We start from the raw sequence: 20,491 nt of genomic DNA, 5'->3' as shown, positions 1-20,491 counted from the left end.
CTCTGCCACCGCGAGGCTCCGGCCCGCGCCTACCGGAGCGCGGCCCCACCGCTTATGGGGCCTCGACCGCGGAGATCACGTACCGCATGACCTCGGCACCGCGGATCTGCGCCGCCTGCTCGGGCTCAGGGCCCGCTCCCCGGAAGCGCTCCACGTCCTCGCCGGACTCCCAGCGCTCGTACACGTTGATCCGGTCCGGTTCCAGCATGTCGGCCGACAGCGCGTAGTCGAGGCAGCCGGGTGCCGTCCGGGCCGTTTCGACGGCCTTCCGGCAGCCGGCGAGATAGGCGTCGCGGGCGCCGGCGTCCACGTAGAGCCTCCCCGAAATGATGATCATGTGAGCGTCCTCGCATCCCTGTCGCTTTCCGGTCACCGGTGCAGACCGCGCCGGCGCGGGAAACTCGTCGCCGGGAAGACGGGCGAAAGCGACGAGCCACCGGCCCCGAAGGGCCGGTGGCTCGCTCTCAGGGTGACGCGGACCGTTCAGCAGTACTTCGAGGAACCCGTCCGACCCCACGAGCACTTGTCCGCCACCCGGCCATTGGGATACAGCAGGTACACGGTGTCACCGGTGTTGTTCCACACGTACCACTTCCGGCCCCAGTAGCGGTGCAAGATGTATCGGTATTCACCGTTCAGTGGGGACTTCTGACCACGTCCGGGCCGGCCGCCAACCGGAGGCTTCGGCCGCGCGTCCCACTTATCGCGTTTTCCCAGGTGGTCCGGGGAAACACGGAAGGGGAACACGGGGGTTCTCAGGCCTCCTCGGGATCGCGGCCGACCGCGTGCCGCCCGCCGTCCACAGGCAGCACGGCCCCGTTGACGAAGCTCGCCTCGTCCGAGAGCAGATAGGCGACGGCGGCGGCCACCTCGTCCGGCCGCCCCACCCGCCCGACCGGATGGAGCAGGCGCATCTCGTCCTCGATGCGCGCGGCCTCCGCGGGCTCCTGCCGCCGGAGGAACCCCTCGTACCGCTCGGTCGTGATCGACCCGAGCGCGACGACGTTCGTCCGGACGCCGTGGGGCCCGTAGTCGACGGCCAGCGCGCGGCTGAGCCCCTCGACGGCCGCCTTCGCCGTGGCGTAGGGCAGCGATCCGCGCACCGGACGCTGCGCCTGGTGCGACGAGACGTTGACGATGGCGCCGCCCGTCCCCGCCTGCATGAAGCGCCGGACGGCGGTCACGGACCCCACCACCGCCGGGTCGAAGTTCAGCGCCACGAGCCCGAGCAGCTCCTTCGGGGACGGGTCGGCGACGTCCCGGAAGACGGCCGCGTTGTTGACCCACCCGGCGAGCGTCCCCGCCTCCTGCGCCGCGTCGGCGGCCCGCTCCGCGACCCGCTCGTCCGCGGCGCTCCCCACGACCGCGGTCACGTCCGCCCGGTCCCGCGCCCAGTCGAGCGCCGCCGCGTCCAGCTCGATGACGACGACGTGCCCGCCGTCCGCCGCGAGCCGCTCCACTATCGCCCGGCCGACCCCGCGCCCGCCCCCGGTCACCACGTACGCCCGACTCACAGCACTCCCTCCCGTGGACCACCCCCATGATCACTCGCCCGCCGGCGGGCCCGCCATCGCCGACGGCGGCGCCGGGGCCCGATCCCGGCGGCGCCGGCACGGGCTCCCCGGACGTTTCCGCTGATGCGCCGGACACCCCGCACTCTCCGCGATAGGTTCGCTACGTTCCGGATTGGATCGCAACAAACCGGGAGGGCCCATGCAGGCGCGAGACTCACTGGACCCGTCACGCTCGATGTGGCATTTCATCGCGGTGCACCTGCGCCGCTACCGCGAGGCGCACGGCATGTCGGGGCAGGCCCTCGGCGACGTCCTCGACTGCGACCGCTCGACCGTCTCCCGGTACGAGTCCGCGACGCTCCGGCTCAAGCCGGCCCACGCCGAGGCCGTCGACCGCCTCTGGAGGACGGGCGGGATGTTCGCGCACCTGGTCGGCTTCGCCGGGACGGCCGACGAGGGCGACCGGCTCTCGTCGCTCGCCGAGTTCGAACAGCGCGCGTCGCGGATCCGCATGTGGGAGGCGTCCGTGATCCCCGGGCTCTTCCAGACACCGGACTACGCGCGGGCCGCCCTGACGACCGGGGCCGCGCACGACCTCGGCACGGTCGTGGAGCAGCGGATGGCGCGCAAGGCGGCCGTACTCGACAGGGAGAACCCGCCGCGCGTGGCCGCCCTCCTGCACTGGTCGGCCCTGGAACAGGTGGTCGGCTCGGCGGAGGTCATGCGGGACCAGCTCGCCCATCTGCTGGAACTGAGCGAGCACCCCCACATCAGCATCCGCGTCGTGGAGAACCAGGGCACCGGCCATCCGGGGATCGACGGCCCTTTCCGGATCCTCACGGTCGACGGCAGCGACCTCGCGTACACCGAAGCGGCCGGGCGAGGACGGTTCCTGATGGAGCCGTCCGACGTCCAGGAGATGGCGGTCAGGTACGACCTGATAAGCGACATGGCAACGCCGGTTGGCCCGTCCCGAGCCATTCTGAAATCCGCGCTGGAGAGGCACCAGCCGCACGGCACGGCGTCGGCCTCGTGACGACTCCGCGCCGGTCGCGACTCGGCGCTAGCCGAGTGACGACTCGCAGATCTCGACGATCCGCTCGCAGGCCTCGGTGATGTCGATGATCGGGAGCGTGCCGGCCGCTCCGGAGGGGGCGCGCCAGCGGAACGCCGCCGGCTCGCACCGGACGGTCAGGCCGCGGCCGTCGGTGAGGACGGTCATGCCCTCGCCGTCCTCCTGTTCGAGGTGGTCGAGCCCGCGCTGGACGAGCAGGGTGCGCAGGTCCTTGGCGGCGTAGAGGCCCCCGACCCGCCAGGCGCGCCGGCGGCGGAGGGTGCGCGGGAGCGGCAGCGCGAACCAGGTCGCCTTGCCGCGGACCGCCGGCGTCCTCAGCCGCGACCGGGTCGGATGGTGCCCCCACCGGCCCTTCGTGATGATGTCGACGACCTTCAGCCCGCGGCCGTGGTCGGGCCGGCCCGGGCCGCCGTCGCACGGCCGCCAGCCCCGGAGCGTGTCGAAGGCCTTGACGACCAGTTCGTCCTGGCCGTGGCCGTTGTCGCGCTGGTAGACCCAGAGTTCGGCGCCCGCGGGGGCGTCGTGGGGCATGCCGTGCTGCAGGGCGTTCGTGGCGAGTTCGCTGACCATGAGCTTGATGTCGTCGACGTCCTGGACGGACAGGCCGAGCGCCGGGAGGAGTGCCGTGACGTGGGAGCGCGCGACGTGGGCGATGGAGTCGTCCGCGGGCAGGGGCAGGGCCGCGCAGCCGCCGTCCTCCAGCCTCCAGGGGATCCCGCACATCGTCGCGGACTTCGTCATGGCACCCACCTCGGGGTTCGCGGGGAGATTCGTGATTCCGACAATCGCGACATGAGCCTCAAGACTTAGCGAGTCGCTATGTGTGAATCACAGATACACTTTTGCACATCTTCCGCCGCAAGACCCCGCAGCGTGGCAAGAAAGTTGCGGGCACGAGTGAGACGTTCACCGATGCGCCCGAATGCCCCCATACCGCTCCCCAGCGCCGCGTCCCATGCGTGTACCGGCGGGTACCGGGACGATTGGCCCCTTCCGCTGTAGCGTGGGCGGCGCCTGAGAGAGGGCCGCACACATGAAGGATCCCCCAGGGGTGCAGCCCTGGGGGATCCTGTGTGCGGCCCGGCTCAGCGGTCGTACCGGCCCGCCCGCACGTCCGCGAGGAACGCGGCGAGAACGGACCGGGAGACGACGTGCGCCCCGGCCTCGGGGGTCCTGCTGTCGCGCAGCGCCGCGGCCGTGTCGAGGTCGGCGACCTCGACACAGCCCCCGTTGCTGCTGGCGCTGGCGGTCGCCTTGACCCACCGTGCCTGAGAGAGGTCCATGTCGGTGCTACTCCAGGGTTGAGATCACTTTCCTCAGGTGCTCCGCGGTGTCGGCGGGAGCGAGCGCCGCCTGGCGGATCTGGTCGAAGAGCCGGTCATAGGCCTCCACGTCGTCGGGGGTGTCGATCTCCTGGACGTCCGCGTCGTTCTCGAGGAAGACCATGGGCGGCTCGCCGCCGGGGAACCGGAAGATGTTGACCAGCGTGGACATGCCCGGGTGCATCCCGTCGGCGAGGCGCAGCAGCCTCACTTCCACGTTCGGGCGCTGGGACATGCCGAGCAGGTGCGCGAACTGCGCGCGCCGGTCGCCCGGGTCGCCCCACTCGTACAGCAGGGACGCCTCGGTGATGACCGCGACCAGTTCCGGAGCCGTCCCGTCGTCCCGGTCGAGGATCTGCTGCCGGCGCAGCCGGGCCCGCATCGCGCGCTCGCGCCACTCCGGCGTCCTCGTGCCGGACGACAGCAGGGCCTGCATGTACGGGAGGGTCTGGAGGAGGCCCGGCAGCACCAGCGGCATGACCACCCGGATGCTCGACGCGTCGCTCTCGAAACCCGGGAACTCGTTGTCGAACACGTCCGGGTAGTCACGCCACCAGGCCCGCCGCCGCGCACGGCCGGCCAGCTCCTCCAGTTCGCCGAGGTCACTGCCCTCGTAGATGCGCGCCAGGTCGCGGATGTCGCTGAGCTCGGGCCGCACCCAGTTGTTGGCCTCGAACCGCCCGACCTTCCCCCGGCCCCAGTTCAGCCGGTCGCAGACCTGGTTGGCCGTGTACCCGGCCTCGACGCGCAGTTCCTTCAGGCGGCGCGCCAGCCCCCGCTTGGCGATGGTGGCCCCGTAGGCATCGCTCACCGGCGCCACCTCCCTCGACCTGCCACCGGCATCAGCATACGCCTCCGAATTTGTGATTCACAGATTTGGCCGGTTAAGGAAGCCCGGGTTCAGGAAGCGGCGTGGTCGAACTCCCCGTTCCGCACCCCGTCGAGGAAGCAGGCCCACTCGTGCTCGTCGAACACCGAGACGAGCTCGCCGGACGTGCGCAGGAGCGTCCACTCGCCGGCGAAGGCGACCTCGATGCCGCCCTCGTCGGTCTGCGAGCGCCGCCATTCCAGGGCGTCGGGATCGATGCCCAGTTCCTCGACGGACGGCTTCCTCACCCGTTCCTCCTGGCCACGGCGCAGTACGCCCACCGCGAGCCGTCACTGTCGGCCGCCTCGGGGTCCTCAGCGCCCCACTCACCGATGTAGCAGACCTTCGCCGCCGCCCCCTCCCACGGCGGGACGATCTCCAGACCGGTGAAGAAGCGCTCGACCTCCGCGCGCGACCGCAGATGGACGCTCGCGGTGGACTTGGCGTACACGTCCCTGATCGTGCCGACCGCGTGGTCGGCCTGCCGGTCGTCGGTGCCGGCGGACAGCACCAGGTAGCTGCCGGGCGCCAGCCGCTCCATGTACCGCTGGACGATCCCCCACGGGTCGTCCCCGTCCGGGATGAAGTGGACCAGTGCCACGGCCAGCAGCGCGACCGGCTGCGACAGGTCGATCATCTTGCCCGTGACCTCGTGCCCGAGCACGCCTTCGGGGTCGCGGAAGTCGGCGGTGATGAAAGCCGTCCCGGTGGACCCCGCCAGCAGCCTCTCGGCGTGCGCCCGGACCATCGGGTCGTTGTCGGCGTACAGCACGCACGCGTCGGGCGAGACCGCCTGCGCCGCGTCGTGCGTGTTGTTCATGGTCGGCAGGCCCGCGCCGACGTCGATGAACTGCCGGATCCCGTGCTGGGCCAGCCACCGCACCGAGCGCTGCAGGAAGCCGCGGTTCGCCCAGGCCGCGTCCCCCGCCTCCGGCATGTTCGCCAGCACCCTCTCGGCCGCCGCCCGGTCGACCTCGAAATTGTCGGTGCCGCCGAGGTAGAAGTCGTACATCCGGGCCGGGCTCGGGACGGTGGTGTCCACTCCGGGCGGAGCCTGCTCGGTCTCGCTCAACCTCGGCCTCCTATGCCGCAACTTGTGATGCACGAATTATGAAGCAAGGGTCGGCCCTTCCGTGCTGCTTCGCAAGGGTTGTCCGGCTTTGCTGTGGCCACTTCCGCAGGGTTCGCACGCCCTTTGGGGGGCATGACCGGCGCAAAGGGGGAAAAGCATGAAAACCGCACCGGATCTCGCGCTCCGCCAACTCACGATGCAGTTCATCGGCAACGCGACGACGCTGCTGCGCTGCGGGCCGTTCACCCTGCTGACCGACCCCAACTTCCTGCACCGCGGGCAGCGCGCCCATCTCGGCTTCGGGCTGACCACCCGGCGGCTCACCGAGCCCGCGCTGCAACCCGCCGACCTCCCGCGCCTGGACGTCGTCGTCCTGTCCCACCTGCACGGCGACCACTGGGACCGGATCGCCCGCGCGAAACTCGACCGGGGCCTGCCCGTCGTCACCACGCCGCACGCGGCCCGGCGCCTCCAGGGCTGGCACCGCTTCCGCCACGCGGTCGGCCTGCGCACCTGGGAGTCGCACACCCTCGTCAAGGGCGGCGCGCTGCTGCGCATCACGTCCATGCCGGGCCGGCACGCCCCCGGCCCCCTCCGGAGGATGCTGCCTCCGGTCATGGGGAGCCTCCTCGAGTTCGGCCCCGCGACCGGCGACGTGCAGTTCCGCCTCTACATCACCGGCGACACCCTGATGTTCGACGGCATCCACCAGATCGCCCGCCGCAACTCCGACATCGACCTCGCCGTCCTCCACCTGGGCGGCACCACGCTGCCCGGCGGGCTCGTGGTCACCATGGACGGCGCCCAGGGCGCGGACCTCGTCGAGACGCTCCGCCCGGCGACCGCGGTGCCCGTCCACTACAACGACTACAGCGTGTTCAAGTCGCCCCTGGACGACTTCCGGCGCGAACTGGACCGCCGCGGCCTGTCCGACCGGGCCGCGTACGTCGCGCCGGGGGAGACCCACACCTTCCGGCACTCCTCACGCCCGGTACATCCACTCTGAGCTGGGTAGATGCACAGGTGAACCTACGGTTGGACAGGACATGTTCGAGATCGAGGACATACGGCAATGGCGCGGCCGGAGCGTGATCGACGCGTCCGGAAGCAAGATCGGGCCGCTGGAGGCCGTCTACGTCGACACGCTCACCGACCAGCCCTCGTTCGCGACGGTGAAGATCGGCGTGCCGACCCGGCAGCGGCTGGTGTTCGTGCCGCTGGACGGCTCCACGGTGGGCCCCGACCACCTCCGTGTCGCGCACGACAAGAAGCAGGTCAAGGGCGCTCCGGGGATCGACACCAACGGCGAGCTCTTCGCCGACGCCGAACCTGAGGTCTTCGCCTACTACAGCCTCCCCTACCGCGCGGCCCCGGACGAGCGGCGCCTCGCCCGGCGCTGACCCGTCCTGGCGCTAGCGTCCGTCGAGCAGGGGACGGCGCGGGTCCCAGGACGTCCCGTCGCGGTCGTCGCGGCGGCGCCGGGCGATGCCCGACAGCGCCTCCAGCACCACGCGGTTGGCCAGGGCCGAGGTGATGTCGGCGTGGTCGTAGGGCGGGGACACCTCCACGACGTCGACGCCGACAACCGGTAGCTCGTAGGTGACGCGCCGGACCGCGTCCAGGAGCTGGCGCGCGGTCAGCCCGCCGGGCTCGGGCGTGCCGGTGCCGGGGGCGTGGCCCGGGTCGCACACGTCGATGTCGACCGACAGGAAGACCCCGTCGCACTCGTCGGTGGCGATCTCGAACGCCTCGGTCATGCACTCGTCCAGGCCGCGGGCGACGATCTCGCTCATCTCGTAGGAGCGCATGCCCTGCGCGGCCATCCACGCCAGCGTCTCCGGGCCGGGCCAGTACCCGCGCAGGCCCAGCTGAAGGAACCGGTCGCCGCGTACCGCCCCGGACTCGATCAGCCGCCGCATCGGCTGCCCGTGCCCGATCAGCGAACCGAAGGCCACGTCGCCGGTGTCGGCGTGCGCGTCGAAGTGGACCATCGAGACCCGTCCGGCGCCCAGATGGTCGGCCACTCCGGCGGCGTCGGGCCACGCGATCGTGTGGTCACCGCCGAGGACGAGCGGGATCGTCCCGGTACGGGCGATGGCGTACACCGCCTCCTGCAGCGACCGGACGGAGCGCTCGGCGTCCCCGGAGTACATCTCGACGTCGCCGGCGTCGTAGACCGTCAGGTCGCCTCGCAGGCCGTCCACCCGCAGGGCCAGGGACGGCCGCGAACCGTACTGGGGCAGGTAGCAGGTCTGCCGGATGTACTGCGGACCGAACCGGGTCCCCGGCCGGTGGGACGTGCCGCCGTCGAACGGCGCGCCGAGGATGACCACGTCGGCGTCCTCGTAGGTGGACGGGTCGGACCAGGTGCAGCGCGGCACCCCCAGGAACGTGATATCGGGACCGAACTGCGGCCCGTACCTCTCGGCCATCTGCCACCTCCTCCCCCTCCCCCTCCCTTCCCGCGCCGGACGCGTCCGATGCGCGGACGGCCCCGTCCCGGACGGATCTCGGGACGGGGCCGCCGCTCGGCGGGGGGTCAGCCGCCGATGCCGGAGTCCTCCGCGGCGGTGATGATCGTCGCCGCGTCCTCGGGCAGCAGGTGGCCTGCGGTCACCGACGCCTGCGCGGCCGTCCGGACCTTGCCCACGTAGCCCGCGTGCGTCGGGTAGAGCAGGCTGAGCACCGGCTCCGGCGTCCACGGAAGGGACGGATCGGACGGGTCGCCCGAGTCATGCCGGTCCCAGGGATCGGTGCTGCCGTTCCACGGGTCCCGAGCGCCGTACAGGACGCAGAAGACGCCGCTGCCACTGGTGTCGCGCATGCCGGTGAGCGTCCGGGTCGGCACCGCGACGTCCGGCAGCCGGATGCCGCCGGTCGCGAGCCCGGTGCGCGGGTCGCGCAGGACCGTGTCGAGCGGCGCCCCGGCCGGCGGCCGCGCCCCGCCGCGCGCCCACGCGGCCAGATGGCGCAGCGCCGCGTTCATCGAGTAGTGCCCCGGCCCGTCGTTGTAGGGGGCGGACCCGGCCGCGCAGTCGGGCTGCGGCGCGGCCGATCCCGCGGACTTCTTCACCGTCGGCCCGCCCAGGTCGTAGGCCCACTGGTCGCCGTGCGAGGTGCCGGCCAGCTCCCAGTGCACGACCCGGTCGGTGTCCGGCTGGCGCGCGGCCGCCGCGAGCGGGACGTCGGTCTCGGTCAGCACCACGAACGTGGGAACGGACAGGTCCGTCCGGATACGGGACGGGTTCGGCATCCACAGGGTGTCGGCCAGCTCACCGCTGATCGGGGCGCCGACCGCGCCGTTGCTGTGGATCATGAAGCCGTCGTAGACCCGCGAGACGGGCTGGACGGCGTTGGCGTAGGTGGTCATCAGGCCTGCGGACTGCGACTCCCCGTCGGCCAGCAGCGTCCGCACCGCCAGGCCGCCGAGCGGGTCCGGCCCGTCCGGGTCGCGGAGCGCCTGCCCGGCCTGGGAGAAGATGTCGTAGGAGAAGGCGTCCCCGGGATGGACGAGGCCGCCGTACCGGGCCGGGTCCCAGCCCTTGAGCCCCTGGATCTCCCCCAGTCCCCCGTTGACGCCGACCGACTGCGCGGAGACGCCGACCCACGCGTACCCCTTGCGCAGCAGTTCGTCCCGCGCGAACCAGTAGTCGGGCGACAGTTCGAGCTGCCCGCTCACGTTGAGCCACTCGACCACGACGGTCCCGTTGAACGCCGCCGGATCGGTGGGGCGCCGTACCAGGAGCCTCGTCTTGTACGGGGCCTGTCCGGACGCCCGCACGTCCCATCGGCCGTCCGATCCCCACCAGCCGGACTTGGCGTAGGAGGTGGCGGTACCCGAGATGAAGTACTCGCTCTCGGTGTATCCGAACGATCCGAGGTCCTCGGCCGCCGCCAGGAAGGGGAAGCCGTGGCTCCCTTCCGGCGGGACGGTGACGACCGGACCGGGGGCGGCGGCCAGGGCGGGCGGCGACGCGTACAGCAGGGCGGCGAGCAGCCCGGCCCCGGTCGCCGCGGCGGCGACGCGCCGCCAGGGGACCCGCAGGGAGAAGCGCACGATGACCTCCAGGTGTCAGGGGGCCACAGTGTCCGCCGCCTCCGCCGCCCTCCACATCGCGCGAATCACCGGTCACGGAAACGGCGCCGCCCCGTCCAGGCACTGGACGGGGCGGCGCCGTTCTATGTGCTACCAGCGGTACCAGCGGCCGCGGCGGCCGGACGGGCCCGTGCTGCGGACCACGAAGCCCAGCAGCCACAGGATCAGGACGATCGCGGCCAGGATCCACAGGACCTTCAGCGTGAAGCCGACACCGAACAGGATCAGCGCCAGCAGAAGCACCAGAATCATCAGCCAAGGCATTGGGGGTCCTCCTCTGGGGTCTGCCTCAGTTCTGTTCGGGGCGGTTCGTCCCCGGTAAATGAAGCTTGATGCGCGACAAAGGTCTCATTTCGGACACGCGGCGGTGTACGAGAGGCGACCCCGCCCTCGCCGCTCCGTCCTCCGCTCGGACGGTCCCGGAGGTCAGGCGGGTCTCGGGACGGACGGGGCGTCGCCCGTGGCCGGGGTGGGAGCGCAAGCACCGCTGCGCTTGAAGGGCTCGCCCAGTTGCGCCAGGTAGCGCGACGGATAGTGGGGTTTGGCGGCCATGCCCAGGTCGTCCGAGGTGAACCGGCGGGTTGGGTCGTAGCTGTAGGTACCGAGCAAGTGGTCCCAGACAAGGGTGAACAGGCCGAAGTTGACGTCTCCGACCCCGGCCCATTTGAGGTGGTGGAAACGGTGGCCTTCGTTCAGCGCCAGGACGTGCTTCGCGGGGCCGATGCGGTAGTCGACGTTGGAGTGCTGCAACAGCAGTTGGACGGCGACGGCGAGCGCGAGCGCGGAGGCGACGTCCACGGGAAGCCCGATGACCAGGAGCGGGGTGACACCGGCGGTCATCTCGACGGTCTGGTGCGCGGGGTGCTTCATCAGGCCGTTGAGCCCGTAGAAGCGCTTCACCGAGTGGTGGACGGCGTGGAAGCGCCACAGCAGGCCGATCTTGTGGCTGGCGTAGTGCACCAGCGTGATCCCGGCATCGGCGACGAGGACCGCCAACAGGACCTGCGTCCACATCGGCCAGGCGTGCGGCCAGACATCGGCGACCGACACGACGGCCGCCAGCGCGGGGATCGCGGCGACGCTTCCCAGGATGAGGACCTCGTTCACGAACGTGTGCGCGGCGTCGCGGGGCCCGTCGTCCAGCGGCCGGTTCCAGTCCTGGTCATAGGGCAGCAGATGCTCGGCGGCGAAGGAGGCGGCGATGGCGACGGCCAGCAGTGCCAGCAGCCAGACCTTCCCGGCGCCGGCGCTCGTCAGCGCGATTCCGGCGCCGTTGACACCCAGCAGCATCGCCGGCGCGTACCCGTAACGCACGACCCCTTGCAGCGCGCGGCCAGTAGTGACGGTTGCAGTACTCATGAACCGACCCTGACCCGCCAAGGGCCGTCTGGCCTTGTACGGATCGGCTGCCGCTTGCCGGGGGCTAGCCGGACTGCCGCGGGGGCCGCCACCCGGCGGCGCGGGCGGCCTGCGTGGGGGTGATGCCGAACATCGCGCGGAACACCCGGGTCAGGTGGGCGCTGTCGGTGAACCCGGCGGCGTGCGCGGCCTCGGTGAGGGTGGCGCCCTCGTGCACGGCGGCCATGGCGTGCTGGAGGCGGGCCCAGCGCCGCCAGGCGGTGTAGGGGAGGCCGAGATGGTCGGTGAAGAGGTGACCCAGCCGTGTGGACGAAAGCCCGGCCTCCGCCGCGGCCTCGGCCAGCGACTCGGGAACGTCCGGACCGCCCGCACGCCGCGTCCCCTGGGAAGCCCGCGCCACCAGGGCGGCCAACGCCGGGTGCAGCGGCCTGTCCGGCGCCGGTGCGAGCGGTGTGCCGGCAGCGGCGATCCAGGAACCGGCCGTCCTTCGGTCACCGGCCGCCTCCACCCTGGCGGCGAGGGCGGCGGCGGTCCGTCCGGCCGGGTCCAGGTAGTACGTCGTCCCGTGCGCCGGCTCGGTGGCGTCGACGGCGTGCACCACCCCGGCGGGGATGATCGCCGCGGCCGCCCGCACCCGGTGGCCGTACCGGTCCTGGAAGACGACCGTGCCGCTGGTGAGGGTCACCACCTGCACCGCCGCGTGGGCGTGGGCAGCGGTGCCGCCCAGACGTCCGGTGAAAGTCAGAACGCCTGGCTCCAGGCGAGCCGTCCCCGCCCACCCGCTCTCAGAGGCAGCCATCGCCGCACGCACCCCGCAACCGTCGTTGACCGAAGCCGAGGTCGGTATGGGTACTTGGCAGAGTACCTTCAGCGCATTCTCCAGGCCGCCGGCCTCACGACGGGCCGGTGACGTGGAGGGAGCAGGTGACGTGGAGGGAGCATCTGTCTAGAAGTCGGTGAGTGGTTCTGCCTCGTAGGCCTGGTGGAGTAGGGCCAGGAAGCGGGGGGCCTCCGGGATGGGGGTCGGGCCGATCTGGTGGACGGCGACTCCCGGCGTCCAGGAGTTCATGACCACGGCTCCGGCCAGGGCCGGAAGGTCGGCGGGTGTGATCTGCTGGACGCGCTGAAGGACGCCAAGGCGGTCCAGTTGGCGGCGGACGATGCCCATCGTGGTCCCGACCAGCATCTCGGCCTCGGGCCACACCACGGCGTCGCCGTCCCAGAAGGCCAGGTTCCAGATCGTCGCCTCACTGAGCCGGCCTCGGCGATCGACGAAGGCGGCGTCATCGAAGCCGTCCTTGACGGCCTGACGCATGAGGTAGGTCTTGGCCACCTCACCCACATGCTTCAAAGCGGGTAGGAACCGGTCGTACTCGGCCGTCGCCAGCCTCAACGGCCCCGCGGGACCGGACGCGGGCGGTCCCGTCCGGACGAGGACCTCTGGCTCAGCCTGCACCCCCGTTGCGCTGAACTCTCCCGGCGAGGAGTACATGGTGGCCGTCAAGGAGACGTCCGCGGGTCCCGCCTCAACTGCCGCCCGCAGATAGGACCGCACCCGCTCGTCCGGCAGTGCGCCGCCGAACAGTTCCATCGAGGCGGAGCGCAACCTTTCCAGATGAAGGTCGAGGCCCCGGGCCTTGCCGCCGCGCACCTGCATGGCGGTGAAGTGGGCATAGCCCGCGAACGCGAGCGGCGCCAGTTCGTCGGTGGTCGCCGCGCGGCCGTTGTGTCGGACGACGAGAGAGGTCATGCACGTCTCCAGCGGTGCGGAATGATCGCTTGGGAGACGACGTTAGGCATTCACACTGGTGAGAAGGTCAACCGGAGCGGTGGCATGCTGATCGGTGAATTGTCCCGGCGTACGGGGGTCAGCACGCGGCTCCTTCGGTACTACGAGGAGCAGGGGCTGCTCGACGCCGCGCGCGACGCGAACGGCTACCGCCGCTACGGCGACGACTCCGTGCTCACCGTGCGGAAGATCCGCGTCCTGCTGGACGCGGGGCTCTCCACGGAGGTGATCCGGCAGGTCCTCCCCTGCACCCGCAGTGACCGGCCCGAATTCGACTGGTGCGCCGGCATCAGCGACCTCCTGGACCGGGAGCTCATGGCCCTGGACGCTCGCATCGAGGGCCTCCAGCGCAACCAGGAGGCCCTCACCGGCTTCCTCGCCCGGCGTCCCCCGGACGAGTAACCCCCGCTCCGGAGCGCGGTGGCACCCGGCTTACGTGCGCGCGAGCAGGCGGCGTCCCTTCCGACGGGCGCCTTCCTTGGCGACGTCGGTCTGGGCACCCGGCGGCGGGACCCTGACCTCGATGCGGCCGTTCTGGATCCGCGCCTCGTAGGACGGTTGCGGCGTGCTGGCCGGACCGCGCTCGATACCGCCGTCCTCCAACCGGAACGTGCTGCCGTGCCACGGGCAGGTGACGCAGCCGTTCTCGATCGTCCCCTCGCCCAGCGGTCCGCCCATGTGGGTGCAGGTCGCGGCCACGGCGTGCACCTCCGCGGCCGTCCGGTAGAGCAGGACCCGCACGCCGTCCGCATCGGCCGTCCGATGCTCGCCCTCGCTCAGCTCGGACGCCGCCAGCACCGGCGTCCACTCCTCCGGGCCCTCCTGCCACGCGGTGCGGTTGACGTTGACGCCATTGACGAAGCTCAGGTGACCGCCGAGGTAGGCGCTGACCCCCATCGCCGCGAGCCCCGCGAACCGCAGGGCCTTGACCTTGCGGCGGTTCCCGCCGGCGCGCGCGAAGAGAGATCCCGCGTACAGGGCCAGTGCCACGGTGTTGACGCCCGCGTGGACGAGCCCCACCCGGCGCTCCGGCCCGATCGTGTCGGCCCAGTCGTTGAACCCGCTGAGGGCGGTGGGCACGGCGGCGGCCACTCCGGCCGCCGTCAGCAGGTCCGCGGCCGGTTCGGCGTCGGACCCTCCGGCGACGTCCAGCAGCCCGGCACTGGTCCACGCGCCGATCGCGACGTCGGTCAGCACCGGATGCAGCGGATGCCCCAGATTCGTCCCGCTGAGCAGATCGCGGACGACCTTCGGCTGGACCGCTCGTTGCACCACGGAACTGACCGGTTCCGCGACCTTGTCCAAGGCCTCGGCGTTCTCCACCCGGTGAACCGCCCTGTGCGGCATGCTCATAACACCCTCCCCCAGACACGACTACACCTTCGCTCCCTATCCCCCGAACACCCCCTGAAACCGTCCACCCGCCGCACCGCCCGGCCGCCGAGGCGCGGTTGCCGGGCACCGAGTCCGTATGGACAGCGACTCCGGCACTTCTCTCAGGAGCCGGCGAGTTGGGCGCGGAGCGCGGCGGCGCCGCTCTCGTCGAGCCAGTCGGTGAGGGTCCGCAGCCCGGGATGGATGACGCGCAGGGCCTCGATGTCCGCGTGCCAGCGGTCACCTTCTTGCCAGCGCTTCCTGGTGGCGGCGATCTCGGGGTTGATCGCGGCCGCCTCGTCGTCGGTCAGCTGCCGGTACCGGAGCGGGACTCCGGTCGCCTCGCTGATCGCGGCGGCGGCCTCGACCGGCGTCGGTTCGTCGCCGGCCAGCTCCAGCGTCCGTCCGGCGAACCGGGCCGGGTCGGCGAACGCGAGCGCGGCGAACTCGGCGACGTCCTCCAGCGCGATGATCTGCATGGGCCGGTGCGGAGCGAAGATGTGCCGGTGCACGCCGTCCGAGATGCCGTCGATGCCCCATCCGACGCCGAGGTAGTTGGTCATGAACCGGACAGGGCGCAGCACGGTGGGCTGGGCGATGTGGTCGCGCAGGTACTTCTCGATCAGCGCTTTCCCCCTCGAATGCGGTGATTCGCTGGATGCCGAGGCGACGGTGCTGAACACGACCTGCCCGACTCCCGCCGCCGCGGCGGCGTCGATCAGCGTCCGGCCGCGGGCCGCTTCGAGTTCCGCCTCGGTTCCGGCCGGGCCGTAGGCCACGGGCGGTATGCCGAACACGGCGGCGGCGCCGTCGAGCGCGGGCCGCAGGCTCGCCGGGTCGTCGAAGTCGCCGCGCGCGAGTTCGGCGCCCGCCTCGGCCAGCGCGGCGGCGGCGGGTGCCTCCAGGTCGCGCACCAGGGCGCGGACCGGCCGTCCTTCGGCAAGCAGGCGACGAACGGTGACGCCGCCCTGCTTGCCGGTGGCGCCGGTGACGAGGACGAAGGAGTCGGGGCCGGCCGTGGTGGCGGTGGTCATGGGTGCCCTTTCCAGAGAAGACGGGGATGGAGATACTGAGCTGATCCGGAATGCTCCACCCGCTTCTGCGCCGCAGACAAGGATTTCGTGACATGACAGCAGCCCCGAACCCGGCGCCCGCCGGACGCGCTGACGCGCTTCGCAACCGGGAGATCGTGCTCCGCACGGCGACGCGCGTGCTCGCCGAAGAGGGCTTGGGGGTGTCACTCGGCCGGATCGCGCAGCGCGCGGGGGTCGGCGCCGGCACCGTCTACCGGCATTTTCCGAGCAAGGACGTCCTGGTGGAGGCGGTGCTCGCCCGCCACGTCGAGGGACTGGTGACCGCCGCCGATCGGTGGGCCGCCCGCGCGGCGCCTGGTGAGGCCCTGTTCGGCTTCCTGCTCGAAGTGATCGAGAAGTCGGCGGGACGTCGGCACTTCTGCGATGTGCTGACCGCCGATCGAAGCTGGCCGCGCGCCGTGCTGGCCACCGCCGCGCAGCGGTTCGGCAAGGCGCTGGAGCGCCTGCTGCGCGATGCGGAGCAGGCCGGTGCGGTACGTGCGGACGTACGGGCCGACGATCTGACGGCCTTGATCCTCGGCGGTGCCGCACTGCGTTCGGCGCACCGGGACCCGGCACGCGGCACGCGACTGGTGCGGCTCATGCTGGACTGCTTGCGTCCCGCGGCTGTCACGAAAGATGACGATTTCCGTGACTCCGCTCCCCCTACGGGTCACGAAACGACCGGCCCGAGGTACTGCGCGGAGTGCGGCACGCAGTTGCATGTGCGCGCCACCGGGCGCCCGGCTCGCTACTGCGGCCCTACCTGCCGCCAGCGCGCACACCGGCGCCGCCTCGCCCACTGGCGATACATGCCGTCGGCGTCGCCCGGTGCCGAGTGACCAGCGCGTCCGGGCAGGCCAGGTCGGGCGTCAGAGCCCGCATGCCGCAGGACGTGCGCCGGCGAACCGAGCTGAGCCGCCGCCTTGCCGAGCGGCTTAATGTCGGCGTCGAGTTGCACAATGAGGGCCATGTCCGCGCTGCTCACCGCCCTCGACGCCTTTGACGACCTGCCACAGGCCCGTGACCTGCGAGAACGTACCTATGAAGGGCTGGGCGACAGCGTTGTCGACGTCGGCTGCGGGAGCGGGCGGGCCGTCGGCGAGCTGGCCGCTCGCGGGAAGAGGGCCATCGGCGTCGATCTGGACCCCGCCATGATCGAGGTCGCGGCGGAGCGCTGGCCCGCAGGGGAGTTCCATGTCGCCGAGGCCACCGCGCTGCCCCTCGATGACGGCGCGGTCACCGGCTACCGCGCCGACAAGATCCTGCACGCGCTCCCCGAGCCCGAGCAGGCGCTCATCGAGGCCCGGCGCGTCCTGGCCGCCAACGGTCGCGCGGTGCTCATCGGCCAGGACTGGGACACGTTCGTCCTCGACTCCGACGACCCCGAACTCACCCGCAGGCTCGTCCACGCCCGCGCGGACGGCGTGCCGAACCCGCGGGTCGCCCGCCGGTACCGGAACCTGCTGCTGGACCACGGGTTCGTCGACGTCACCGTCGAGGTCCACACGATCGTGTGGACGGACGCCGCGTGCCTGCCGACGCTCGCCGCCATGGGAGGAGAGGGCGCCTGGCTCGACGAGCAGACCGCCAGGGCGAGCAACGATCGCCTGTTCCTCGCCGTCCCGATCTTCGTCGCCTCCGGGACCCGGGCGGGTTGAGTACCGGGTGCGCCTTCGGCGGCCGTTCCGGGCCGGGGGGTGCGGCGATCAGCCCACTTGAGTCCCGGCTCGGCCAGGCGCTGGAGCCGACCGAGCTGAATGTGGTCTCATAGTGGAAGTAGTGTCCACTATATTAGAGGCCAGTGAACGTGAGCCGCACCGTGCGGGGGACGCGGGAGACCTGAATGATGTTGCGCTTCCAGCTCGGTGACCTGGCCCGGCCGGAGATCCGTCGGCTGCTGGAGGAACACCTGGCCGACATGCATGCCACCTCTCCGCCCGAATCGATCCACGCGCTGGACCTGGAGGAGCTGCGCGACCCGGCGGTCGCGTTCTGGTCGGCCTGGGAAGGGCCGGAGCTGCGCGGCTGCGGCGCGCTCAAGGACCTGGGCGGCGGCGATGTCGAACTCAAGTCCATGCGAACGGCGCGCACCGCGCGGGGACTGGGGATCGGATCGGCCATACTGCGGCACCTGCTGGCCGTCGCCGCCGAGCGCGGTCACCGGCGGGTCCTGCTGGAGACCGGGAGCCAGGAGTTCTTCGCCCCGGCCCGGCGGCTCTACGAGCGCCACGGATTCAGCTTGTGCGAGCCGTTCGCCGACTACGTCCACGACCCCAACAGCGTCTTCATGGAGTTGCGGCTCGACGGGGAGCCGGTGCCGAGGTGAGGGGCGTGTCCACTTTGATGGAGGGCGCGAACGTCCTGGGGCGGCGGGTCAAGGCGGAACGCACCCGGCGCGGCTGGTCACTGGCACGCCTCGCCGATGCCTCGGGGGTGTCCCGAGCGATGATCAGCAAGATCGAGCGCGGTCAGAGCAGCCCGACCGCCGCCCTCCTCGGCAAGCTCTCGGCGGCCCTGGAGCTGAGCATGACCGAGCTGCTGTCACCGGCGGACGGCGCCGTCCCGGACCAGGTGCGGCGCGCGGCCGACACCCCCGACTGGACGGACCCCGACACCGGCTACCTGCGACGGCAGATATCGACGCCCGGTTTTCCCGTCGACGTCACCGAGATCGTGCTGCCCGCCGGCGCCCGGGTGCCGATGCCGGCGGCGTCCTACGCGTTCATCGCCCAGCTCATCTGGATGCTCGACGGCAGGCTGACCCTGGTCGAAGGGCCGACCACGCACGTCCTCACGGCTGGGGACACGTTCGAGCTCGGAAAGCCCCAGGCGCGCGAGTTCGTCAACGACGGCACCGAAGAATGCCGTTACGTCGTGGTCGTGACCCGGAAGCCCACGCCCTGACCCGGGATCCCCGCCCGGTCGAGCGCGACGCCTTAAGCGCAGGCTCACCCAGGTGGGGCACCATTTCAGGCCGGGCGAAACAGAGGTGATGTCCCGTTCGCGCGGACATAGGATCGGCGGCATGGCGACACGGCTCGTTCAGATTGCGATGAAGGCCCGGGACGATTCCGTGGTCGGCCGGTTCTGGGCGGAGGCACTCGACTGGGGTCTCTCCAGCGAGGAACCCGGAGTGACCAACGTGGAACCCCGGGACCTGGTCTATCCCGACCCCGCGGCCATCTACATCGACGTCCTCCGCGTCCCGGAGCCCAAAACGGTGAAGAACCGGGTGCACGTCGACCTCGCCACCACTTCCCCGGCCCATCAGGCGGAGCTGGTCGCGCGCCTCCAGGATCTCGGCGCGACGCCCGCCGACGTGGGCCAGGGCGACGTCCCGTGGACGGTCCTCGCCGACCCGGAGGGCAACGAGTTCTGCGTGCTGGAGCCTCGGGAGATCTACCGGGACACCGGCCCGATCGCCACGGTCGTGGTCGACTGCGTGGACCCGCGGGCCATGGCCCGGTTCTGGAGCCAGGCGACGGACTGGACGCTGCACGAAGTGACCGACGACCACGCGAGACTGCGTTCCGCCAAGGGCGTCGGGCCGTATCTCGAGTTCCTCCGCACGCCCGGCGTGAAGACCGTTCGGAACCGCGTCCATCTGGATCTCCGGCCGTACCCCGGTGACGATCGAGCGGAGGAGGCGGACCGGCTGCGAGCTCTCGGCGCCACCGACATGGACATCGGCCAGGGCGACGTGCCGTGGACGGTCCTCGCCGACCCGGAGGGCAACGAGTTCTGCGTCCTCGCACCGCGCTGACGCGACCCCCTTAGGAGCAGCCGCCTCGAAAGGCGGGCCGCCCGTGCAGGGCTCACTCTCGCACTCATGGGACGGCCGCCGCCCGCACACCCACATGCCGCCGACGGGCGGCGGCCTCCGCACCGGCACCGGTCCCGGGCTCAGTCGAGCAGCACCAGTACCTTGGTGCCGCGAAGCACCTCGCCGCACTGATCGCAGAGGAGCCTGACCTTGAGGTCCTGGCCGCAGGTTCGGTGGGTGTAGACGAGGGCGGGGCCTTCGGCGGCGCGGAACCACCGCTGGCCCCAGTCGACGGCGGTCATGACCACGGGGTGGAAGGCGCGCCCCTTCTCGGTCAGACGGTAGCTGGGCCTGGCGGCCCGTTCGCCGCCCGGCGTCTGCAGGAACACGCCGAGTTCGCAGAAGACCCGCAGCCGGTCGGAGACGATCGCGGGCGGAGCCCCGACCCACTGCTCGAAGTCGCGGAACCGGCGGGCGCCCTGGAAGGCGGCGCCGAGGAAGGCGGCCGACCACCGGTTGCCGATCAGCGCCATCGTCTCGGGGAAGAGGCCGGCCTGCCCCGCACGCGGCGACCTGCGCCGGGTGGCCGCCGCGGGGACCGATCGGCCCCAGGTGCCGCTCGGTCCGAAGCCGCCGCTGATGTCCGCGGCGTTCGCCGCCAGCCCGCACGCTCCGCAGCCGAGGGCGGGCAGGAAGTCGCGGCCGCAGTCCCGGTGCACCATCCGCGGGAGCCGCTCGCGGTGGCCCGCCACCCAGGCCGACTCCCAGGCCCAGATCGTGAGCAGCACCGGCCACAGGTCACGGCCGCGCTTGGTCAGGACGTATTCGAAGCGCCGGGACCGGGCCCGGGGCTCGGCCTTCATGAGCACGCCCATCTCGGTGAGCACCGCCAGCCGACGGGTCAGCACCGCGTCGGAGATCGGCAACGCCTCCTTCCAGTCGACGTAGCGGCGGACGCCCAGCAGCGCGTGCCTGAGGATCAGCAGGTTCCACTCGTCGCCGATCAGCCCGAGAGTCAGGCCGACCGCGTTGGTGGCGCCGCGGGGCAGCCGGGAAGGGCGATCCGGCGGATGTACCGTGCACGGGGCCCCGGTCTCGGTGGCGCTTGGCCGGGTCAACGAGGACCTCGCCTTCCCCAGGCCGGCCGCGGTCGCCGGCAGGTCCGCGCCGACCCGGCCCGGCC

At 71.7% G+C, this 20,491-nt stretch carries 25 protein-coding genes; 9 read left to right on the top strand and 16 right to left on the bottom strand.

What is annotated here, in order from left to right:
- Positions 1 to 52: 52 nt before the first annotated feature.
- The gene (locus AB0C21_RS37180; RefSeq protein WP_500210691.1) at positions 53 to 337 is read right to left on the bottom strand and encodes a putative quinol monooxygenase; all 285 of its coding nucleotides are present in this window, start codon (positions 335 to 337) and stop codon (positions 53 to 55) included.
- Positions 338 to 755: 418 nt separating this feature from the next.
- A complete protein-coding gene (locus AB0C21_RS37175; protein ID WP_500210689.1) occupies positions 756 to 1,514 on the bottom strand; it encodes an SDR family NAD(P)-dependent oxidoreductase in 759 nt (252 codons plus the stop codon).
- Between the two features lie 199 nt (positions 1,515 to 1,713).
- Between AB0C21_RS37175 and AB0C21_RS37170 the strand changes: the two genes are divergently transcribed.
- Entirely contained in the window at positions 1,714 to 2,550 is an 837-nt protein-coding gene (locus AB0C21_RS37170; protein ID WP_500210688.1) for a helix-turn-helix domain-containing protein, read from the top strand.
- Between the two features lie 27 nt (positions 2,551 to 2,577).
- On the opposite strand, the gene AB0C21_RS37165 is transcribed toward AB0C21_RS37170, so the two are convergent.
- From AB0C21_RS37165 to AB0C21_RS37145, 5 genes are all read right to left on the bottom strand, one after another.
- The gene (locus AB0C21_RS37165) at positions 2,578 to 3,330 is read right to left on the bottom strand and encodes an ATP-binding protein (RefSeq protein WP_500210687.1); all 753 of its coding nucleotides are present in this window, start codon (positions 3,328 to 3,330) and stop codon (positions 2,578 to 2,580) included.
- A gap of 344 nt (positions 3,331 to 3,674) precedes the next feature.
- Positions 3,675 to 3,872: a DUF397 domain-containing protein gene (locus AB0C21_RS37160; protein WP_149260432.1), complete on the bottom strand. Its 198-nt coding sequence runs from the start codon at positions 3,870 to 3,872 to the stop codon at positions 3,675 to 3,677.
- Between the two features lie 7 nt (positions 3,873 to 3,879).
- Positions 3,880 to 4,722: a helix-turn-helix domain-containing protein gene (locus AB0C21_RS37155; RefSeq protein WP_160160963.1), complete on the bottom strand. Its 843-nt coding sequence runs from the start codon at positions 4,720 to 4,722 to the stop codon at positions 3,880 to 3,882.
- 89 nt (positions 4,723 to 4,811) lie between these two features.
- On the bottom strand, positions 4,812 to 5,027 hold the full coding sequence (locus AB0C21_RS37150) for a DUF397 domain-containing protein (protein WP_149260434.1): 216 nt from the start codon (positions 5,025 to 5,027) through the stop codon (positions 4,812 to 4,814).
- A complete protein-coding gene (locus AB0C21_RS37145; protein WP_500210685.1) occupies positions 5,024 to 5,851 on the bottom strand; it encodes an SAM-dependent methyltransferase in 828 nt (275 codons plus the stop codon). Before AB0C21_RS37145 ends, AB0C21_RS37150 begins: the two co-directional genes overlap by 4 nt.
- Before the next feature lie 157 nt (positions 5,852 to 6,008).
- Between AB0C21_RS37145 and AB0C21_RS37140 the strand changes: the two genes are divergently transcribed.
- Together AB0C21_RS37140 and AB0C21_RS37135 are read left to right on the top strand one after the other, a co-directional pair.
- The gene (locus AB0C21_RS37140; protein ID WP_500210683.1) at positions 6,009 to 6,857 is read left to right on the top strand and encodes an MBL fold metallo-hydrolase; all 849 of its coding nucleotides are present in this window, start codon (positions 6,009 to 6,011) and stop codon (positions 6,855 to 6,857) included.
- 40 nt (positions 6,858 to 6,897) lie between these two features.
- Positions 6,898 to 7,251 carry a PRC-barrel domain-containing protein gene (locus AB0C21_RS37135; RefSeq protein WP_500210682.1) on the top strand — a complete coding sequence of 118 codons (354 nt, stop codon included), beginning with the start codon at positions 6,898 to 6,900 and terminating at the stop codon, positions 7,249 to 7,251.
- Between the two features lie 12 nt (positions 7,252 to 7,263).
- Here AB0C21_RS37135 and speB read toward each other — a convergent pair whose 3' ends face one another.
- From speB to AB0C21_RS37105, 6 genes are all read right to left on the bottom strand, one after another.
- Positions 7,264 to 8,283: an agmatinase gene (speB, locus tag AB0C21_RS37130; RefSeq protein ID WP_500210681.1), complete on the bottom strand. Its 1,020-nt coding sequence runs from the start codon at positions 8,281 to 8,283 to the stop codon at positions 7,264 to 7,266.
- Positions 8,284 to 8,390: 107 nt separating this feature from the next.
- Positions 8,391 to 9,908: an alpha/beta hydrolase domain-containing protein gene (locus AB0C21_RS37125; protein ID WP_500210679.1), complete on the bottom strand. Its 1,518-nt coding sequence runs from the start codon at positions 9,906 to 9,908 to the stop codon at positions 8,391 to 8,393.
- 129 nt (positions 9,909 to 10,037) lie between these two features.
- Entirely contained in the window at positions 10,038 to 10,211 is a 174-nt protein-coding gene (locus AB0C21_RS37120) for a hydrophobic protein (protein WP_353818498.1), read from the bottom strand.
- 162 nt (positions 10,212 to 10,373) lie between these two features.
- Positions 10,374 to 11,306 (bottom strand): sterol desaturase family protein, encoded by a 933-nt coding sequence (locus AB0C21_RS37115; RefSeq protein ID WP_500210678.1) that lies wholly within the window; start codon positions 11,304 to 11,306, stop codon positions 10,374 to 10,376.
- A gap of 64 nt (positions 11,307 to 11,370) precedes the next feature.
- Entirely contained in the window at positions 11,371 to 11,991 is a 621-nt protein-coding gene (locus tag AB0C21_RS37110) for a helix-turn-helix domain-containing protein (protein WP_500210677.1), read from the bottom strand.
- 261 nt (positions 11,992 to 12,252) lie between these two features.
- Entirely contained in the window at positions 12,253 to 13,056 is an 804-nt protein-coding gene (locus AB0C21_RS37105; RefSeq protein ID WP_500210675.1) for an aminotransferase class IV family protein, read from the bottom strand.
- Positions 13,057 to 13,140: 84 nt separating this feature from the next.
- Between AB0C21_RS37105 and AB0C21_RS37100 the strand changes: the two genes are divergently transcribed.
- The gene (locus tag AB0C21_RS37100) at positions 13,141 to 13,497 is read left to right on the top strand and encodes a MerR family transcriptional regulator (RefSeq protein WP_500210674.1); all 357 of its coding nucleotides are present in this window, start codon (positions 13,141 to 13,143) and stop codon (positions 13,495 to 13,497) included.
- Positions 13,498 to 13,527: 30 nt separating this feature from the next.
- On the opposite strand, the gene AB0C21_RS37095 is transcribed toward AB0C21_RS37100, so the two are convergent.
- Both AB0C21_RS37095 and AB0C21_RS37090 read right to left on the bottom strand, forming a co-directional pair.
- Positions 13,528 to 14,448: a Rieske (2Fe-2S) protein gene (locus tag AB0C21_RS37095; RefSeq protein ID WP_500210672.1), complete on the bottom strand. Its 921-nt coding sequence runs from the start codon at positions 14,446 to 14,448 to the stop codon at positions 13,528 to 13,530.
- 143 nt (positions 14,449 to 14,591) lie between these two features.
- Positions 14,592 to 15,503, bottom strand: coding sequence for an NmrA family NAD(P)-binding protein (locus AB0C21_RS37090; protein ID WP_500210670.1), 912 nt, complete (start codon positions 15,501 to 15,503; stop codon positions 14,592 to 14,594).
- Positions 15,504 to 15,595: 92 nt separating this feature from the next.
- Between AB0C21_RS37090 and AB0C21_RS37085 the strand changes: the two genes are divergently transcribed.
- From AB0C21_RS37085 to AB0C21_RS37065, 5 genes are all read left to right on the top strand, one after another.
- On the top strand, positions 15,596 to 16,384 hold the full coding sequence (locus AB0C21_RS37085) for a TetR/AcrR family transcriptional regulator (RefSeq protein ID WP_500210669.1): 789 nt from the start codon (positions 15,596 to 15,598) through the stop codon (positions 16,382 to 16,384).
- Positions 16,385 to 16,513: 129 nt separating this feature from the next.
- On the top strand, positions 16,514 to 17,203 hold the full coding sequence (locus AB0C21_RS37080) for a methyltransferase domain-containing protein (RefSeq protein WP_500210667.1): 690 nt from the start codon (positions 16,514 to 16,516) through the stop codon (positions 17,201 to 17,203).
- 185 nt (positions 17,204 to 17,388) lie between these two features.
- Positions 17,389 to 17,871 (top strand): GNAT family N-acetyltransferase, encoded by a 483-nt coding sequence (locus tag AB0C21_RS37075; RefSeq protein WP_500210665.1) that lies wholly within the window; start codon positions 17,389 to 17,391, stop codon positions 17,869 to 17,871.
- Positions 17,872 to 17,876: 5 nt separating this feature from the next.
- Entirely contained in the window at positions 17,877 to 18,449 is a 573-nt protein-coding gene (locus tag AB0C21_RS37070) for a helix-turn-helix domain-containing protein (protein WP_500210664.1), read from the top strand.
- Between the two features lie 121 nt (positions 18,450 to 18,570).
- Entirely contained in the window at positions 18,571 to 19,308 is a 738-nt protein-coding gene (locus AB0C21_RS37065; protein WP_500210662.1) for a VOC family protein, read from the top strand.
- A gap of 140 nt (positions 19,309 to 19,448) precedes the next feature.
- Here the strand turns inward: AB0C21_RS37065 and AB0C21_RS37060 are convergent, their stop codons facing one another.
- Complete coding sequence (locus tag AB0C21_RS37060) at positions 19,449 to 20,426, bottom strand: winged helix-turn-helix transcriptional regulator (protein ID WP_500210661.1); 978 nt, start codon at positions 20,424 to 20,426, stop codon at positions 19,449 to 19,451.
- Between the last annotated feature and the right edge of the window lie 65 nt (positions 20,427 to 20,491).

This window comes from Spirillospora sp. NPDC049024 (assembly GCF_040649235.1).
In the GTDB taxonomy this organism is placed as follows: Bacteria; Actinomycetota; Actinomycetes; order Streptosporangiales; family Streptosporangiaceae; genus Spirillospora.
This window is presented reverse-complemented; position numbering and strand designations above follow the sequence as displayed.

What these genes read in the sequence shown, in the direction of transcription:
- AB0C21_RS37180 (WP_500210691.1), bottom strand. Translation starts at nt 337, where the DNA reads ATGATCATCATTTCGGGGAGGCTCTACGTGGACGCCGGCGCCCGCGAC.
- AB0C21_RS37170 (WP_500210688.1), top strand. Translation starts at nt 1,714, where the DNA reads ATGCAGGCGCGAGACTCACTGGACCCGTCACGCTCGATGTGGCATTTC.
- AB0C21_RS37165 (WP_500210687.1), bottom strand. Translation starts at nt 3,330, where the DNA reads ATGACGAAGTCCGCGACGATGTGCGGGATCCCCTGGAGGCTGGAGGAC.
- AB0C21_RS37160 (WP_149260432.1), bottom strand. Translation starts at nt 3,872, where the DNA reads ATGGACCTCTCTCAGGCACGGTGGGTCAAGGCGACCGCCAGCGCCAGC.
- AB0C21_RS37140 (WP_500210683.1), top strand. Translation starts at nt 6,009, where the DNA reads ATGAAAACCGCACCGGATCTCGCGCTCCGCCAACTCACGATGCAGTTC.
- AB0C21_RS37135 (WP_500210682.1), top strand. Translation starts at nt 6,898, where the DNA reads ATGTTCGAGATCGAGGACATACGGCAATGGCGCGGCCGGAGCGTGATC.
- speB (WP_500210681.1), bottom strand. Translation starts at nt 8,283, where the DNA reads ATGGCCGAGAGGTACGGGCCGCAGTTCGGTCCCGATATCACGTTCCTG.
- AB0C21_RS37120 (WP_353818498.1), bottom strand. Translation starts at nt 10,211, where the DNA reads ATGCCTTGGCTGATGATTCTGGTGCTTCTGCTGGCGCTGATCCTGTTC.
- AB0C21_RS37115 (WP_500210678.1), bottom strand. Translation starts at nt 11,306, where the DNA reads ATGAGTACTGCAACCGTCACTACTGGCCGCGCGCTGCAAGGGGTCGTG.
- AB0C21_RS37105 (WP_500210675.1), bottom strand. Translation starts at nt 13,056, where the DNA reads ATGACCTCTCTCGTCGTCCGACACAACGGCCGCGCGGCGACCACCGAC.
- AB0C21_RS37100 (WP_500210674.1), top strand. Translation starts at nt 13,141, where the DNA reads ATGCTGATCGGTGAATTGTCCCGGCGTACGGGGGTCAGCACGCGGCTC.
- AB0C21_RS37095 (WP_500210672.1), bottom strand. Translation starts at nt 14,448, where the DNA reads ATGAGCATGCCGCACAGGGCGGTTCACCGGGTGGAGAACGCCGAGGCC.
- AB0C21_RS37090 (WP_500210670.1), bottom strand. Translation starts at nt 15,503, where the DNA reads ATGACCACCGCCACCACGGCCGGCCCCGACTCCTTCGTCCTCGTCACC.
- AB0C21_RS37085 (WP_500210669.1), top strand. Translation starts at nt 15,596, where the DNA reads ATGACAGCAGCCCCGAACCCGGCGCCCGCCGGACGCGCTGACGCGCTT.
- AB0C21_RS37080 (WP_500210667.1), top strand. Translation starts at nt 16,514, where the DNA reads ATGTCCGCGCTGCTCACCGCCCTCGACGCCTTTGACGACCTGCCACAG.
- AB0C21_RS37075 (WP_500210665.1), top strand. Translation starts at nt 17,389, where the DNA reads ATGATGTTGCGCTTCCAGCTCGGTGACCTGGCCCGGCCGGAGATCCGT.
- AB0C21_RS37065 (WP_500210662.1), top strand. Translation starts at nt 18,571, where the DNA reads ATGGCGACACGGCTCGTTCAGATTGCGATGAAGGCCCGGGACGATTCC.